Here is a 14393-nt window from a genome sequence, read left to right as displayed (position 1 = left end):
AACAGACAAAGGCCTTAAACAGGAAGGGAGGTTATGAAATGGAGGATCAGGAAATTATCCGCCTGTTCTGGGCGCGCACAGAACAGGCAATACAAGAAACAGATCTGAAATATGGAAAATTTTGCAGCGGGATTGCGCTGAGGATTCTGAAGGACAGGCAGGATGCGGAAGAATGTGTGGATGACGTTTATCTGGCAGCCTGGAAGAAAATCCCCCCTGCGAAGCCGGATTGTCTGCCTGCTTTTTTAGGCCGGATCACAAGAAATATTGCGTTGGACTGCTATGACAAGAAGCGGGCCAAGAAGCGGGAACACGGAACATTGGTCCTGCTGTCTGAGCTGGAGGAATGTATTCCCTCAGGAATGACGCCGGAAGAGGAGGCTGACGCAAATCAGACTGCCCGGTGGATCAGCAGTTTCCTGTCAGAACAAACTGCAGAAAAGAGATGCATGTTCCTGAGACGCTATTGGTACGGGGATTCCATTGCAGAATTGGCGGAGCGCTTCGACAGCAGTGAGGAGCGTGTAAAATCTGTTCTTTTCCGTCTCAGGAAAAGCCTGAAAAAATATCTGGAAAAGGAGGGCGTTGCCATATGACAGGACGTCAGTTGTTTTCAATTATGGGTGAAGTGGAGGACAGCATGATACAGGAAGCAGAAACTTATCGCATTCTGAAAGGAAGCAGGAAGAAAAAAATAATGGGAAAGGCTTTGATCGGGGCTGCGGCCTGCGCTCTGCTGGCAGCAGGAGGCTGGCTGGCTTTCCGTGCCCTGGGCGCCGGGGAGAATGGGAACAGTCTGGATCTTCCTAATTCGCACAATGTGGCGGCATATTACGCGGAGCCGGAGTCTGGGAATACAGCCATGGCAGACCTGCCCTGGTTTACGGAGGAAGAGCTGTTTCATGGGGAGAATACGGATATATTCCGCGGGAAAGTGACCAGCCTGAAGAATATCAGGGTGGAATTTGGGGAAGAAACATTGGAAGAGCTGCAGTACAGAGCAGTTGCGGAAATTCAGGTGGATAAAGTATACAGAGGTTCCTGCACGCCGGGACAGACTGTGAAAGTGCTGCTTCCCTGCCCGGCAGGGCTGGCGCTGTGGATCGAGGATACGAAAACAGTTTCCCAGATGGAAGAGGGGACAGAGGGAATATTTATGCCTGTGCGTTATGACGAAACGGATGTCTGGAAAGAAGGAGACGGCGCGCTGCAGTTGAGTGACCTTGCGGAATATGGTTTTCTCGACGGTGAGCGGTATGCCTTTTTAGAGAAGGAAGGAAAGCTGATCTATGCGGACTGGGCATACCCTTCCCTGGAAAGCTCCTCGGGGCTGGAGGATGTGGAAGCGCTGATTGCGCGGCAGCTGGCAGAGGGTTAATGAAAAAGAATCCCGCTGGCGGGATTCTCCGCCTGCGGCGTGTCGCTTTAGCGACGTGATTCCTCACGCCGCAGTGCGATCCCCCGGAGGGTTTTGTTACATAGGGAACGCAGTTTCCTATGCAAGAATAAAGAGTCCGGCTCGCCGGACTCCCGCGCCGAAGCGCGGTCGCTTTAGCGGCCATATTTCCTCGGCGCGAAGTGCGCATCCCCCCGTAGGGTTTTGTTACATAGGGAACGCAGTTTCCTATGTGACAAATAAAACAGGGTGCAGGCGGCTTGTCCGCCCGCACCCTGTTTTTGAGGTTCACTGCCAAAATTGGAGATGGTAATAAAAATAATAAAACAATTCAGGGTTCAGATCCTGCAGCTTCATAGCGCCGTCTGTGAACACCAGGAGCAGATGGAAGGCCATTCCGGCGACAAAGGCGGCTGCCAGATAGAGCCACAGCCCTCTGGAGGCGCAGGGCCTGCCGGCCAGGTATACCGAAGCAGCCAGCACCGCCAGCACGGAAGCCAGCATGATCAGCCACCCGAAATCACTGTAATAGCGCAGCAGGATTCCCGCGCCCTCCGTATCAATGCAGATGATCAGGACAGCCAGGAGCATGGCGCAGACGCCGGCAGTCCAGAGCCTGCGGTCGGAGAACCATTTCCGGATGCGGAACAGAAAAAGTCCGGACAGAGAAATTAGGTTGACAGCAAAGAACCCGCCGAAAGTTCCCTCTGAGATGGTGCGGCCCAGGTAGGCTGTCTGCAGGGTTACTTTATTGATGAAGGGGAACTGGGAGGTTATGACCGGCGGCTGGAACAGATAGGTGAACAGCCCGATCGGCAGCCTGGCAGCCACAATTCCCCGGTTGGTCATGTCATTGGTGGTCAGGTTGTAATTAGCCCCGAAATCCAGAGGGGAGCCAAAACGGATAAAGTTGTAGTACATCAGGCCGCAGGCCACCAGCACATAGGGCAGGGCAGCCAGCAGCGTGGGCGCCAGTCCCTTTTTCGAGAACAGCAGCCGCTTTCTGAAAACAGCGTCCCAGAAAATCGGAAAAATCAGCAGAGAACCCAGACAGATCTGCGGCCTGCAGGCTGCTACCAGAGCCATGAAAAGGCAGCCCAGAAAAATTTTTCCTTTGAGGATCCTGTCCGGCCGGATGGAAGACAGCCAGCAGTTCAGGCCAAGGATGGAAAGGGTTACTCCCATGATAATAGGCAGGGAATAAAAATCCGGCCGCCGTATGATAGCCAGCACGCCGCAGCTGTTGATGAACAGTGTGGTGAGCAGAAGAAATACGGGATAGGGGATTTTTTTGGAGTCGAACCTCTGTATCAGCAGGGCCATCAGCCGGTAAACCGCAAATATAAAAATAATTCCGGTGATGAGCACCCCCAGGAAAGTGGGAAAAGCACTTCCTGTGATGAGATACCAGGGGAGATAAAAGATCAGAACTGGCAGGACCCCGAAGTACACATAGTACTTTCCGTCATAATAGGCATGATCAAAAAGATAACTGCTGTCTGACTCATCCATCACAATCTCCCGCTGAGCGCTGTCATAGGGATTTTCCATATTGATCAGAGACTCCGGCGGTTCCTGGTCCAAGTAGACATGCCCTTCGCTGATGGCCACTGCCAGTTCATGGTATTGCTTGTGGTGGCGGGAACTGGGGTCCAGAAACCATGGGTTGATGCAGATCACAGCCGCAAAGAGCAGAATCTGTATGGACATGGCCGCTGAGGTGACAGACTGCTGGCGGCGGCTGTTTTTCCGGTAAGGAATGCGGAAATATCCCGCTTTTGGACGGAGATAGAACAGGACGGTAAGAATCAGCGCCAGCAGGGAAATACGCAGCGGAGATATCTGCATGGGAATAACTGGATTGACAGTGAGCCCATTGATATAGATCCGGTCATTTTCGTCCGCGTCAAAAAGTATTTTTATTTTATCCGTATCGCCTGCCAGGTGCAGCGTCATATATTGGCTGTGTTTGACAAAAGGAAGGATATTGCGGGAGGGGAGTTTCATATACTGGCTGTTGGCCGCGTCCGTTACATAAAGTGTTACCGACGTGATCAGCTGATCTGCCCCTCGTTTATTTTCCCGGTACACATTGAGGTACAGAGTGGATACATGGCGGTCCAGCCCTGTGATTTCCACATAGGCCTGATTTGCACCGGAGACAAGATAACTGCCGTCCTCCCGCAGTTCCATATTTTTGCTGGCTTTCAGCTCTGTGACAGGAAGCGGGTCTTGAAACATGGTCATATAAAATTTGTAATTAAACAGTGTCAGCTCCAATACAAGAGCCAGAAGCAGGAATATGCCTGCCGTAGAGGCGATGTGTTTCAGGCCGGCCAGCCCGGCCCTCCAGTTTTTCCATTGAGTGTATAACTGCTTCATTTTCCGGTCTCCTTTTTCACAGAGGCTTTGTCCAGCAGAATTTTCAGCATTGGCTTCGCGTGGAGGAAATTCAGAACAGCGTCCAGGCCGTCCTCCTCCGGAGCGCTCTTCCTGCCTGTATATACGGCGCGGATCAGGATGTTTTTAGGGGTATGTTCCATATCAATAAATTCCAGGATCTGTGCACGGTACCCTGCGCGTTCTAACAGACGGGCCCGGATTGCGTCAGTAAACAGGGCGGCCGACCGTTCCCGGATCAGGCCGTATCCAAGCAGAGGCTCCAGAAGGCCGCAGGAAATCTGACTGTTCAGTTCGTGCTGGCAACAGGGAACGGAGAGGATCACTCTGGCTCCCCAGGAAACAGCTTTTGCCAGGGCGTAATCTGTGGCGGTATCGCAGGCGTGCAGGGTCATCACCAGGTCTACCTGACTGATGCCGGTATAGGAAGCGATGTCGCCGCAGATGAAAGTAAGACCGTCATACCCACAGCGCAGGGCCAGCTCATTGCAGCGGCGGATCACGTCCTCTTTAAGATCCAGGCCGATAATGCGGACAGGGAGCCCTTTCAGCCGGGAGAGATAATAGTAGGCGGCAAAAGTCAGATAAGATTTTCCGCAGCCAAAATCTATGATTGTCAATTCTCTGTTTTCAGGCAGCTCAGGAAGCACGTCACGGATAAATTCCAGAAAACGGTTGATCTGCCGGAATTTATCGTAACGGGCATGGACTACATTTCCTTCCGGGGTCATGACCCCCAGTTCCACCAGAAAATCCACCGGCGTTCCTTCCGGAAGCAGGTAGTTTCTGACACGGTTATGTGAAAGAGGGGAGGGGGAGAGGGAAGCAGTATTAATTTTTCTGGATTTCACTGTTATTTTCCCTTTTTTGCTTACCAATACAGAAGCCTGCATATCCGCAGCTTGAATCTGAGCCTGACGGAAATGGACGGTCAGACACTGTTCAATATAAGCGCAGGCTTCGTCCTGACTGAGATTTTTATGAAATACTTGTTTCCCCCGGAATTCCTCGGCCTGGAAACAGAGAGAATCCCGTTTCAGCAGGGGGCGCAGGCGGGCTTTCAAAAAAACCTCGTCCCGGGGGCTGCTGAGAATCAGTGATTTCAGACGGTCGTTCAGGCACTGCGTCAGCAGCGCATGCAATTCTTCCATAAAGGACCTCCTGTGATGCAAAAATGAATAAAAATTTAGATATTAGCAGTTTATCACATTCAGTTTGATTTCACAACAGATTGGGGTGGCTTTTCTGCCTGTTTTGTGGTATTCTTTTATCTGATATCCGCCGGGGAGCGGAAGAATGGAGACATTAAGGAGGATCAGAGCGTAAATGAGCAACAGTACATCCTGTTATGTGAAAATGATCCGTGAAATATGCAGGGAGGAGAATATTTCGCTGGAATCCTTCGGGGGGGACTGGGTATTCCGGTTGGAACGGGGAGATAAAGAAGGATATATTCTTGGCTATCAGTTCGGCCTGAACCTGGCGGTGGCGCAGCAGATCTGCGCGGATAAAAGCGCTGCCAGCGAAGTGATGAAAGCCCACGGAATCCCCCATGTGCCCCATCATTGTTTTATGACTCCGGAAAAACTGAAATATATTGATAAAGAGGGAAACTGGGAAGAGATGCTTTCCGTATTCCGTATGTATGGGGATGTGGTAGTGAAGGACAATCAGGGCACCGGAGGGGAACTGGTTTACCGGGTGCGCTCTGTGGACTGCCTGGAACAGGCGGCGCAGGAAATTTTCAGGACCTGCCAGTCTCTGGCAATTTCACCTTATGTGGAGATTGAAAAGGAATATCGTGTGATTCTGCTGGACGGAGAGATCCAGCTGGTTTTTCATAAACTGAGAGATTTTGTGACGGGCGACGGGCGCAGCACCCTGAGGCAGCTCTACGCCGGACATCTGATGGGAGGCGGAGCCCAGGCGTCCATACCTGCGGGAAAACTGGAAAAAATCCTTCCGGATGGGCAGAGACATTACCTTAACTGGAAACATAATCTGGGCCAGGGGGCCAGGGCCGTGGTAGAGGAAGACCCGGCTGTCACCGGCCCTGCGGTGGCGCTGGCTCTCAGGGCGGCGCGGCTGTTCGGCCTGCGGTTCGCATCTGTGGATGTGATCCGGTGTTCAGAAGGCCTGCAGGTTTTGGAGATCAATCCAGGGGTGATGATGGAAAACCTGGCGTCCTCTTCTCAGGAGTTATACAGGAAGGCAAAGGAGATTTACAGGAGGGCGGTTTTGAAAATGCTTTCTTAATTTTTCCTGATATTTGGAAAATGGGTTGATTTTTCTGATGAAAATCGGTATGATAAGAGGGCGTAAGGAGGCTGTCTGATGATTAATTTTGAAGAGGAACTGGCAAAATTTACTCCCAGCCTGGAAATTGACGAAGCGGAAGATTCCATCAAGGATGAAGATCTGACGGATGTTACGGACATCATGGTGGAACTGCTGGAGGAAGTAAGGAGCCGGAATTAATGAAGTGCTATCACTGTGGATGCAAGCTGGGGGAAGAGGATACCTGCGGCCGGTGCGGAGCGGATGTTCGGCTGTACCGGAAGATTATCCGCACCTCCAACGCCTATTACAACCGTGGGCTGGAAAAGGCCAGAGTGAGGGATCTGACCGGCGCGGCTGCGGCGCTCAGAACCTGTCTGGACCTGAATAAGCGGCATGTTGAGGCGCACAACCTGCTGGGCCTGGTCTACTATGAGATGGGGGAAGCAGTACCTGCGCTGAGGGAGTGGATGATCAGCAAAAACCTGAAGCTGCGCCATAATATTGCCGGAACCTACATCAAAGATATTCAGGAGAACCGTCTGGACCTGGACAGCATGAATCAGACGATCCGCAAATATAATATGGCGCTGAGATATATCCAGGAAGACAGTGAGGATCTGGCGGTGATCCAGCTGAAGCGGATCATCATCGTGAATCCCCGGCTGATCCGGGCATACCAGCTCCTGGCTCTGCTCTATATGCGCAGGGAACGTTTCAGTCTTGCGTCGGAGGTGCTGGAAAAGTGCCTGGAGATCGACAGGGGCAATACAGTGACCCTGCGTTATCTGAAGGAAGCCCGGGCGGGCATAGCAGAACAGGGCAGGCGGAAACAGCGAAGGGTTTCTCATGGAGAACCGGAAGCACTTAAAGAAGAGCTGAACGGGGACCAGAATATTATTCCGGTACATGTGCGGGGGGTTGCCACATACTTTATGACGGCTGCCTACGTGCTGTCAGGAGTGATACTGGGAGTCCTGCTGGTGTTTTTCCTTGTGGTTCCGGGCGTCAGGAGGGCGGAGCGGTCAGGCTACCAGGAGCAGCTCAGGGGCTATGAAGAAAAGATATCCTCCCGGGATCAGAACGCGGCGGCGCTGGAGCGGCAGATCGCTTCCCTGGAAAAAGAGAAAAAGGATCTGCAGGACGCCCTGAATGCAAATACTGAGGACGGCGCGGGAATCCTGAATGCCTACGGTGTGCTTCTGGATATTATGGAAGCTTACAGGACCGGCAATCTGGCGAAAGTGGTGGAGCTGTATCCCAGTTTGAATGGGGAAGCTGCGGATCAGGCGAAGTATCAGGAAATGGTTCAGAACATCAAAAATGATTATGAAGGAGGCCTGTTTGACAGGCTGATGGCAGAAGCGGCGGAAGCCCGGGAAGCAGAAGGAGAAGAAGAGCTGCGCAGATCGCTGGCAGATTATGAAGCTGCTCTTGTGATCCGGCCTGAAACTCCGGAAGCCATGTTCTGGGCCGGAAATATTTATCACCGTCTGGGGCAGGCGGAGGAGGCCAGAGAATACTATACAAAAGTCATCGAGGAATATGGGGATACAGAATGGGCCGGACAGGCTGAAGCTCAGAGAAATCTTCTTCCCTGATGGAACTACTACGAATGATAAGGCATACTGCACAAGGAAGCAGTATGCCTTTTTATGCGCAGACGGAGGAATCCGTTGGCGGGCTGTGTCTGAAAATGATTGGAAAGGAGTTTGAAAAGGATGAAACATGCGATCTATGAGGTTGTGGACGACAGGCTGGTGGTCCATCTCCCGGGCGAGGTGGACGACCACAGCAGCGGCCGGATACAGGAAGAAACGGAAAAATATCTCCAGGGAGGGGGGATAAGGTATATGATTTTTGATTTTACTAATACCAGCTTTATGGACAGTTCGGGAATAGGCGTGCTGCTGGGCAGGTATAAAAGGATGAAGCAGCTGGGAGGAAATGTTGCTGTTTTTGGAGAGGATAACAGGATTAAAAGGATTTTAAACATATCCGGAATATATCAGATTATGGAGAGCCTGACGAAATAGGCGGAAAGGGGAAAGGATGAGTCAGATGGAGGAAACAAGAGGAAAAAAGGAAACCATGAGGCTGGAGATAGAGAGCCTTTCCTGCAATGAGGCTTTTGCCCGCGTTGCCGTGGCTGCCTTTATGGCCAGGATGGACCCTACAGTGGAAGAAGTTGACGATGTGAAAACAGCCGTATCGGAAGCTGTGACAAACTGCGTGATCCATGCTTATGGCGGCGGGGAAGGGAAAATATGGATTCAGGCGGAAGTAGAGGGCAGCCTGCTGACCGTACAGGTCAGGGATTCCGGGGTTGGAATATCGGATGTAAAAAAAGCCATGGAGCCTTTGTATACCGGAAAGCCGGAAGCAGGGCGCTCCGGGATGGGATTTTCTTTTATGGAAGCTTTTATGGATGAAGTGCAGGTAGACTCAGTGCCGGGAGAGGGGACCGTGGTAACTATGAAAAAGAAGCTGGGACAATGAGCGATAGGAAGGTGCAGGAATGGATCACACAATGGAGTTGATACAGACAGCGCACGCAGGGGATAAACAGGCCAGGGACCAGCTGGTGGAAGAAAATATGGGTCTGATCTGGAGCGTAGTGCGCCGGTTTCTGGGGCGCGGTTACGAGCCGGAAGATTTATTCCAGATCGGGAGCATCGGTCTGATGAAGGCCATCGATGGATTTGACACTTCGTTCGAGGTGCGCTTTTCCACCTATGCCATTCCGAAAATAACAGGAGAAATCAAGCGTTTTATCAGGGACGACGGAATGATTAAAGTCTCCCGCACCCTGAAAGAGAACGGCTGGAAAGCCGCCCAGGCTTCCGAACATCTGAAACAGCAGCTGGGCCGGGACGCGACTCTGGAAGAGATCGCCGCGGAAACCGGGATTACAGTGGAAGATCTGGCCATGGCTATGGAAGCCAATATTGAAATAGATTCTATTTATAAAACAGTTTACCAGGGAGACGGAAAAGAAATCTACCTGGTGGACAAGCTGGAAGACAGCGGAAGAGAGCGGGAACAGCTGCTGGATTCCATGGTGCTCAAGCAGCTGTTGGAAGAACTGCCGCCGGAGGACGCGGCGATCATCAGAATGCGCTACTTCGGCGAAAAAACGCAGACAGAAGTGGCGAAGAGGCTTGGAATCAGCCAGGTGCAGGTTTCCAGGCGGGAAAAGAAAATACTTCAAAAAATGCGAAAACAATTTTTACAGGGATAATTTTGCAGTTTCTGTCCAGACTGATGGTAGATAACGGACAAGGAGGAAATTGCAAATGGAAGAATGTAAATGCAAATGCGGGTGCCGGTGGAAAATGTGGGCCGGGCTTGTCATCGTCGGTCTGCTTGGGGCCGGGATTCTCTGCTATATCTGCAGCGGCAAAAAGAGCAGCTTCGCGGACTGCACACTGGTAGATAACGCAAAAGACCATATGAGAAATATGAAAAAAGATACTGCCAGCTTCTGTAAAGAAGCGGGAGAAATGGGTGAAGACCTGAAAGAAGACGTGGCTGAAGCTGTCAGGGAGAAAGCAGAGGATGCGGAAGAGGCCTACGATAAAACGAAACATGTGGTAAAAGAGCATTTGCGGAGAATGGAAGAGCTATGAAAGAGACACTTTATTTCAGTGTGGACCAGAACGTAGAGGTGACCAACGAAGAGATTTATCTGGGAAAGATCGCCACCCTCTGGTGCCGGGACAAGGCTGTGCTCAGCAAGGCCATGGCCTGCAAGCTGGGGAAAATGCCTTCCGGGAAAGAGAGCTTTCGCGTGTTTTCGGCAGTGGAGGTGATTCAGGCATTGCAGACTGCTGACCCCAATGTGGAGGTAACGAATCTGGGAACACCTGATTTTGTGGTGCACTACCACAGAGGGAAAAAGCCGGATGCCCTTTGGGAATTCATTAAAACCGCTGTAATCTGTCTTGTAGTATTCTTCGGCGCGGCCTTCGCGATCATGACCTTTAATAGTGATGTGAGCATACGGCCGATGTTTCAGGAGGTCTATAAAATGCTGACCGGAGTGGAGCAGGAGGGCTTTACGATTCTGGAACTCACTTATTCTATAGGCCTGGCAGCAGGCATTCTGGTCTTCTATAACCATTTCAGAAGGAAAAAAGTCATGGAAGATCCCACGCCTCTGGAAGTGCAGATGCGGCTGTATGAGCAGGATGTGAATACGGCTGTGATTGAAAACAGCAATCGGGGAAAAGAACAGAAAGGAGTTGACGGCGCTTGAAGGAATTAGGCGTACAGGCTCTTTTAGGATTGTTCGGTCTCGCCGGAGGTATGGTTACGGCCGCAGGAGTGTTTGCCCTGATCACTGTGATCGGAATTATTCCCAGGCTTGCAGGGCGCAGCAGGACAGGGGCCAGAATCCATACTTATGAGACTGCCATCTGCCTGGGCGGCATTCTGGGAAATTTGGCGGATATCTATCATGTGCCGCTGGGCCTGGGAGTCCCGGGAGAAATTCTTTACGGACTGTGCAGCGGCGTTTTTGTGGGCTGCCTGGTCATGTCTCTGGCAGAGACTGTAAACGTGATTCCTGTGATGGTGAAAAGGAGCAGACTGCGTGTCGGCATACAATATGTGGTGCTCGCTTTTGCAATCGGAAAGTGCATTGGATCGATCATATTTTTTAACAGCTCGTTTTAATCTGATCATGAGGGACGTTTCGCTTCGGCGGACGTTCTTTTTTTGTGCAAAATTGTTTATCGCGTTGACAAGTCCGCATAAAACAAATAAGATTATTTGTATATATCAAAAAGATTGATGAGGAATGAGATGAATAAGATAATGAAAACTGCCAGATTGGTCATGAAACCTTATGAGGAAGCAGATCAGAATGATTTGGCCGAGTTATTAACGAATGATGAAATCAAGAAAACGTTTATGATTCCGGATTTTCTGACAAGGGAAGAATTGCTGCATATGGTAGAAGCGCTTATGAACCGTTCCTTATGTGATGAACATTTCCACCGTGGAATTTACTCGAACCGTGTTTTGATTGGGTTTGTAAATGACGTAGAGATAAATAATGGAGTAATTGAACTTGGCTATGTCATTCATCCGGAATATCATAACAAAGGATATGCTACGGAGATGCTGCAGGCGGTTATAGAGGAATTGCTTCATAGCGGATTTTCAGCTGTTACAGCAGGCGCATTTATCGAAAACGCGGCGAGCATACGGGTAATGCAGAAATGTGGGATGGAAAAGATTGACAGGGAAGAGGATATTGTTTATCGTGGGATAAAAAGACATTGCGTTTATTATACAAGGAAGCCGTGAGGCTGCCGCAAAAACCGGAAACCGCAGAAGGGGGAAGAGAAATGAGCGATCACACACAGTTAAACCGGGATTTAAATGCTACGGTTTTAAATTCGCAGGCTGCAGCTGAATTTTCTGACAGCACTGTTTTGAACCTGCAGGCAGGCGGACAGGGAGTTCAGATGCTGGGGGAAGTGATAGAAGGAAAGTATACTGTCCAAACCAGACTGAACATATCCACAGGAGAAGCCGATCTCTATATTTGCTCGGACGGCACTGACCAGTATGTGGCAAAAGTATACAGAAGAAAAGTTGCTATTAAAGAAGAGGTGACAGAGAAATTAAAAGCCATAGATTCTCCCTATGTAGCGAAGGTCTATGCAACAGGAGAGATCAAGAGCTTTCCCTATGAAATTATTCCATATTATAAAAACGGAAGCCTGCAGGGCAGAACTTTTACCTATGAACAGCTGAAAACCGGAGTGATCCCCGCGCTGAATGAAGGACTCAGAGTGCTGCATGAGAACGGCATCATCCATAAGGATCTGAAACCATCCAACATTATGCTGGCGGACAATGGGCGGGATGTGGTGATTATTGATTTTGGCATCAGCTCCATAAGGGAGGACGGGAATACAGTTGTCGTTACAAGAACGGGGATGACGCCGGAGTATTCTGCGCCCGAAACATTTAAAAATCTTTTTCTCGGCGAGTCAGATTATTATTCCCTGGGAGTCACGCTGTATGAATTATACTGCGGCCATACGCCGTATGCCCGTATGACCCCGGATGAAATAGAGCAATTCGTATCCGTGCAAAAACTGCCGTTGCCGGCGGAGATGGACGATGAACTGAAAGTGCTGATCAGCGCATTGACATATCCTGATATCACGAACAGAAAAAACAAATTGAACCCTAACAGGCGCTGGGGGTATGAAGAGATACTTAAATGGTGCGTCGGCATCAAACAGCCTGTTCCTGGCGAAATGACAGGGGAGGCAGTTATGAACGGCGATATCAGGCCCTATAAATTCCTGGGCGAGACGTATACGGATAAGAAAAAATTGCTTAAAGCATTGACGGATCACTGGGAGGAGGGCAAGAAGCAGCTTTTTCGCGGCCTGTTATCCGCCTATTTTAAAGGATTTGACGCGGAAACAGCTGGATTTTGTTTGGATGCCGAAGCGGAAGCAGACGGTGGGGATGAGGATATCATCTTCTTTAAAACGTTGTATAAAATTGACCCCGCCATGATAACATTCCTGTGGAAAGGAAAGCAGTATAAAGATGTTGCGGAGCTGGGAAATGAGTTTTTAGAGACATTGTGGAAAAAAGATCCGTCCATGAACAGTTTTGTGGACGAGCTGCTGGAAAAAGGCGTCCTGTCTCAGTATGTTCTCTGCATGAGTGATGAAGACACACAGAAAGTTTCCGCTTTAAAGGCGCTGGAATCCAGCCACCGTGCATTTGCAGACGATTCCCGGCAGAAATCACTGAACTACTATCTTCTGGCATATATGCTTTCCGGCAGGAAAGCATTCCGAATAAGGGGGACGGAGTTTAGCAGTATTAAAGAGCTGATGTATTCTTTAAAAGCTGCGCTGGAAAAATCCTATGAGGATTTTGAGAAGTTCTGCCATGAATTAATTGACATAAAGGGCAGACTGGACCCTCAGTTTGAGGGCTGGCTGCTGGCGTTGGGAAAAAAGGAAGAGCTGGAGCAGTGGAGAGCATAAAGGGGGATATATGAGCGGACCGAAGACATCCAGATATGATCTGGAAAAAGAGCGAAGAAGACAGATGGAGGAGCAGCTGAGAATCAGGAGGGCGACAAAAGCGGCCCAGGACCGGTATCGTTCTCTGTACGGAAAAAACCAGAGAAACCTGTCTGAATTAGACCGGCTGCTGGCAAAATTAGAAGGCCTGCGCGCCGAATCGGGTAAAGGCGGAGCGGAAGCAGCCGATTTTAAGGAGCAGGGAGAAAGCCTGAAGCGGATGCTGGAATCGGGAAAGCGTAACCTGGACGATGTGCCCTTAGAACAGCTGATAACGGAAAATGAAAAGCTGGAAAAGACCGGGAAGCAGATCTGGAGCGTGCTGCTGCAGTGCCGCGAAACGGTCAGGTATCTGGGCAGCGAGCTGAAACAGGAACTGACGGAAGAAATTGCCGGAGGCTTTGAAACATCTTTCTCCGGGCTCGGTTCAGACAGAAAGTTCAAAGATAACGCCTGTGAGAAAAAGATTAACGATGCGCTAAAGAAGATTGAAGAGATTGATTTATCGCAGGAAATGCAGGACAAATTTGATTCGTTAAAGAAAAGAGCCGCCGGGATAACCAGCCTGGAATTCCTGGAAAATTTCTGCTCCATGCAGGTATATCCCTTTGTGGAAGAATGTGAATACTACAGGGACCACTGGGCTGAATATGAGGAACTATTGAGCCGGTACCATTATCTGACAGAGGAGGTTGGAGAGCCGGCAATGATATTCCATTTTTCTGCAAACACAATTAAAAGGCTTGAACAGGAAATTGCGCGTTTAGAGGAACAGGAAATGGATCAGAAAGCGCAGATCTATATCAGCGAAGCCATCGATGAAGCGATGCTGGAATTGGGTTATGAACTTGTGGGAGAGCGCCTGGTGGTGAAGAAAAACGGGAAAAAATTTCGGAACGGCCTGTATCATCTGGAGGATGGGGTAGGCGTAAACGTCACATTTTCTGATTCCGGACAGATTTCCATGGAATTGGGGGCTTTGGACACAGATGATCGAATGCCTGCGGAGAGTGAAGCTGTGGAACTTGCCGATGATATGAGAGCTTTCTGCTGTGATTATGCGGAACTGGAAAGGAAACTGGCGAAAAAGGGAATTGTAACGAAAAGAATCTCCGCTTTACCGCCTTCCGCCGAATACGCGCAGGTTATCAATACGACGGAGTATGATTTGAAACGTCCGCTGGAGACGTACAGCAAAGAAAAATCCAGGAAGAAAGCTGTATCAGCAAATTACTTACATAGAGAAGGTTGAG

At 50.0% G+C, this 14393-nt stretch carries 16 protein-coding genes; 14 read left to right on the top strand and 2 right to left on the bottom strand.

All coding sequences use genetic code 11. The features are described 5' to 3' along the window. Positions 1 to 38: 38 nt before the first annotated feature. Positions 39 to 596 carry an RNA polymerase sigma factor gene (locus EV209_RS03190; RefSeq protein WP_130432975.1) on the top strand — a complete coding sequence of 186 codons (558 nt, stop codon included), beginning with the start codon at positions 39 to 41 and terminating at the stop codon, positions 594 to 596. After that, positions 593 to 1378 carry a hypothetical protein gene (locus tag EV209_RS03185; protein ID WP_130432973.1) on the top strand — a complete coding sequence of 262 codons (786 nt, stop codon included), beginning with the start codon at positions 593 to 595 and terminating at the stop codon, positions 1376 to 1378. Before EV209_RS03190 ends, EV209_RS03185 begins: the two co-directional genes overlap by 4 nt. A gap of 306 nt (positions 1379 to 1684) precedes the next feature. Here the strand turns inward: EV209_RS03185 and EV209_RS03180 are convergent, their stop codons facing one another. Together EV209_RS03180 and EV209_RS03175 are read right to left on the bottom strand one after the other, a co-directional pair. Next, positions 1685 to 3778 carry a voltage-gated chloride channel family protein gene (locus EV209_RS03180; RefSeq protein ID WP_130432972.1) on the bottom strand — a complete coding sequence of 698 codons (2094 nt, stop codon included), beginning with the start codon at positions 3776 to 3778 and terminating at the stop codon, positions 1685 to 1687. Continuing rightward, positions 3775 to 4947 (bottom strand): class I SAM-dependent methyltransferase, encoded by a 1173-nt coding sequence (locus tag EV209_RS03175; RefSeq protein ID WP_130432970.1) that lies wholly within the window; start codon positions 4945 to 4947, stop codon positions 3775 to 3777. The genes EV209_RS03180 and EV209_RS03175 overlap by 4 nt, the downstream gene beginning before the upstream one ends. Before the next feature lie 175 nt (positions 4948 to 5122). Between EV209_RS03175 and EV209_RS03170 the strand changes: the two genes are divergently transcribed. The 12 genes from EV209_RS03170 (at position 5123) to EV209_RS03120 (ending at position 14392) form a co-directional block, all read left to right on the top strand. Further along, entirely contained in the window at positions 5123 to 6052 is a 930-nt protein-coding gene (locus EV209_RS03170) for an ATP-grasp domain-containing protein (RefSeq protein WP_130432968.1), read from the top strand. 78 nt (positions 6053 to 6130) lie between these two features. Further along, positions 6131 to 6274 carry a hypothetical protein gene (locus EV209_RS16220; RefSeq protein WP_165388795.1) on the top strand — a complete coding sequence of 48 codons (144 nt, stop codon included), beginning with the start codon at positions 6131 to 6133 and terminating at the stop codon, positions 6272 to 6274. Beyond that, complete coding sequence (locus EV209_RS03165; RefSeq protein ID WP_130432966.1) at positions 6274 to 7674, top strand: tetratricopeptide repeat protein; 1401 nt, start codon at positions 6274 to 6276, stop codon at positions 7672 to 7674. The genes EV209_RS16220 and EV209_RS03165 overlap by 1 nt, the downstream gene beginning before the upstream one ends. Before the next feature lie 120 nt (positions 7675 to 7794). Then, positions 7795 to 8109 carry an STAS domain-containing protein gene (locus EV209_RS03160; RefSeq protein WP_130432964.1) on the top strand — a complete coding sequence of 105 codons (315 nt, stop codon included), beginning with the start codon at positions 7795 to 7797 and terminating at the stop codon, positions 8107 to 8109. Between the two features lie 16 nt (positions 8110 to 8125). After that, the gene (gene spoIIAB / locus EV209_RS03155; protein WP_408608996.1) at positions 8126 to 8572 is read left to right on the top strand and encodes an anti-sigma F factor; all 447 of its coding nucleotides are present in this window, start codon (positions 8126 to 8128) and stop codon (positions 8570 to 8572) included. A 19-nt stretch (positions 8573 to 8591) separates the two neighbouring features. Next, positions 8592 to 9314 carry a SigF/SigG family RNA polymerase sporulation sigma factor gene (locus tag EV209_RS03150; RefSeq protein WP_130432960.1) on the top strand — a complete coding sequence of 241 codons (723 nt, stop codon included), beginning with the start codon at positions 8592 to 8594 and terminating at the stop codon, positions 9312 to 9314. A gap of 55 nt (positions 9315 to 9369) precedes the next feature. After that, positions 9370 to 9702, top strand: coding sequence for a hypothetical protein (locus EV209_RS03145; RefSeq protein WP_130432958.1), 333 nt, complete (start codon positions 9370 to 9372; stop codon positions 9700 to 9702). Next, positions 9699 to 10331 carry a stage V sporulation protein AA gene (locus EV209_RS03140; protein WP_130432956.1) on the top strand — a complete coding sequence of 211 codons (633 nt, stop codon included), beginning with the start codon at positions 9699 to 9701 and terminating at the stop codon, positions 10329 to 10331. Before EV209_RS03145 ends, EV209_RS03140 begins: the two co-directional genes overlap by 4 nt. Next, positions 10328 to 10750: a stage V sporulation protein AB gene (locus tag EV209_RS03135; RefSeq protein ID WP_243647477.1), complete on the top strand. Its 423-nt coding sequence runs from the start codon at positions 10328 to 10330 to the stop codon at positions 10748 to 10750. Before EV209_RS03140 ends, EV209_RS03135 begins: the two co-directional genes overlap by 4 nt. A gap of 129 nt (positions 10751 to 10879) precedes the next feature. Continuing rightward, positions 10880 to 11386: a GNAT family N-acetyltransferase gene (locus tag EV209_RS03130; protein ID WP_243647476.1), complete on the top strand. Its 507-nt coding sequence runs from the start codon at positions 10880 to 10882 to the stop codon at positions 11384 to 11386. 41 nt (positions 11387 to 11427) lie between these two features. Beyond that, positions 11428 to 13101 (top strand): serine/threonine-protein kinase, encoded by a 1674-nt coding sequence (locus EV209_RS03125; RefSeq protein WP_130432954.1) that lies wholly within the window; start codon positions 11428 to 11430, stop codon positions 13099 to 13101. A gap of 10 nt (positions 13102 to 13111) precedes the next feature. Further along, a complete protein-coding gene (locus tag EV209_RS03120) occupies positions 13112 to 14392 on the top strand; it encodes a hypothetical protein (protein WP_130432952.1) in 1281 nt (426 codons plus the stop codon). Position 14393: the final 1 nt, after the last annotated feature.

It is taken from the genome of Cuneatibacter caecimuris (assembly GCF_004216775.1).
GTDB lineage: Bacteria > Bacillota > Clostridia > Lachnospirales > Lachnospiraceae > Cuneatibacter > Cuneatibacter caecimuris.
The sequence above is the reverse complement of the archived record's forward strand: the minus strand, read 5'-3'. Positions and strand labels throughout refer to the sequence as shown.

Excerpts from the sequence above, each read along its gene's own strand:
- EV209_RS03190 (WP_130432975.1), top strand. The coding sequence starts at position 39 with ATGGAGGATCAGGAAATTATCCGCCTGTTCTGGGCGCGCACAGAACAG.
- EV209_RS03185 (WP_130432973.1), top strand. The coding sequence starts at position 593 with ATGACAGGACGTCAGTTGTTTTCAATTATGGGTGAAGTGGAGGACAGC.
- EV209_RS03180 (WP_130432972.1), bottom strand. The coding sequence starts at position 3,778 with ATGAAGCAGTTATACACTCAATGGAAAAACTGGAGGGCCGGGCTGGCC.
- EV209_RS03175 (WP_130432970.1), bottom strand. The coding sequence starts at position 4,947 with ATGGAAGAATTGCATGCGCTGCTGACGCAGTGCCTGAACGACCGTCTG.
- EV209_RS03170 (WP_130432968.1), top strand. The coding sequence starts at position 5,123 with ATGAGCAACAGTACATCCTGTTATGTGAAAATGATCCGTGAAATATGC.
- EV209_RS16220 (WP_165388795.1), top strand. The coding sequence starts at position 6,131 with ATGATTAATTTTGAAGAGGAACTGGCAAAATTTACTCCCAGCCTGGAA.
- EV209_RS03165 (WP_130432966.1), top strand. The coding sequence starts at position 6,274 with ATGAAGTGCTATCACTGTGGATGCAAGCTGGGGGAAGAGGATACCTGC.
- EV209_RS03160 (WP_130432964.1), top strand. The coding sequence starts at position 7,795 with ATGAAACATGCGATCTATGAGGTTGTGGACGACAGGCTGGTGGTCCAT.
- spoIIAB (WP_408608996.1), top strand. The coding sequence starts at position 8,126 with ATGAGTCAGATGGAGGAAACAAGAGGAAAAAAGGAAACCATGAGGCTG.
- EV209_RS03150 (WP_130432960.1), top strand. The coding sequence starts at position 8,592 with ATGGATCACACAATGGAGTTGATACAGACAGCGCACGCAGGGGATAAA.
- EV209_RS03145 (WP_130432958.1), top strand. The coding sequence starts at position 9,370 with ATGGAAGAATGTAAATGCAAATGCGGGTGCCGGTGGAAAATGTGGGCC.
- EV209_RS03140 (WP_130432956.1), top strand. The coding sequence starts at position 9,699 with ATGAAAGAGACACTTTATTTCAGTGTGGACCAGAACGTAGAGGTGACC.
- EV209_RS03130 (WP_243647476.1), top strand. The coding sequence starts at position 10,880 with ATGAATAAGATAATGAAAACTGCCAGATTGGTCATGAAACCTTATGAG.
- EV209_RS03125 (WP_130432954.1), top strand. The coding sequence starts at position 11,428 with ATGAGCGATCACACACAGTTAAACCGGGATTTAAATGCTACGGTTTTA.
- EV209_RS03120 (WP_130432952.1), top strand. The coding sequence starts at position 13,112 with ATGAGCGGACCGAAGACATCCAGATATGATCTGGAAAAAGAGCGAAGA.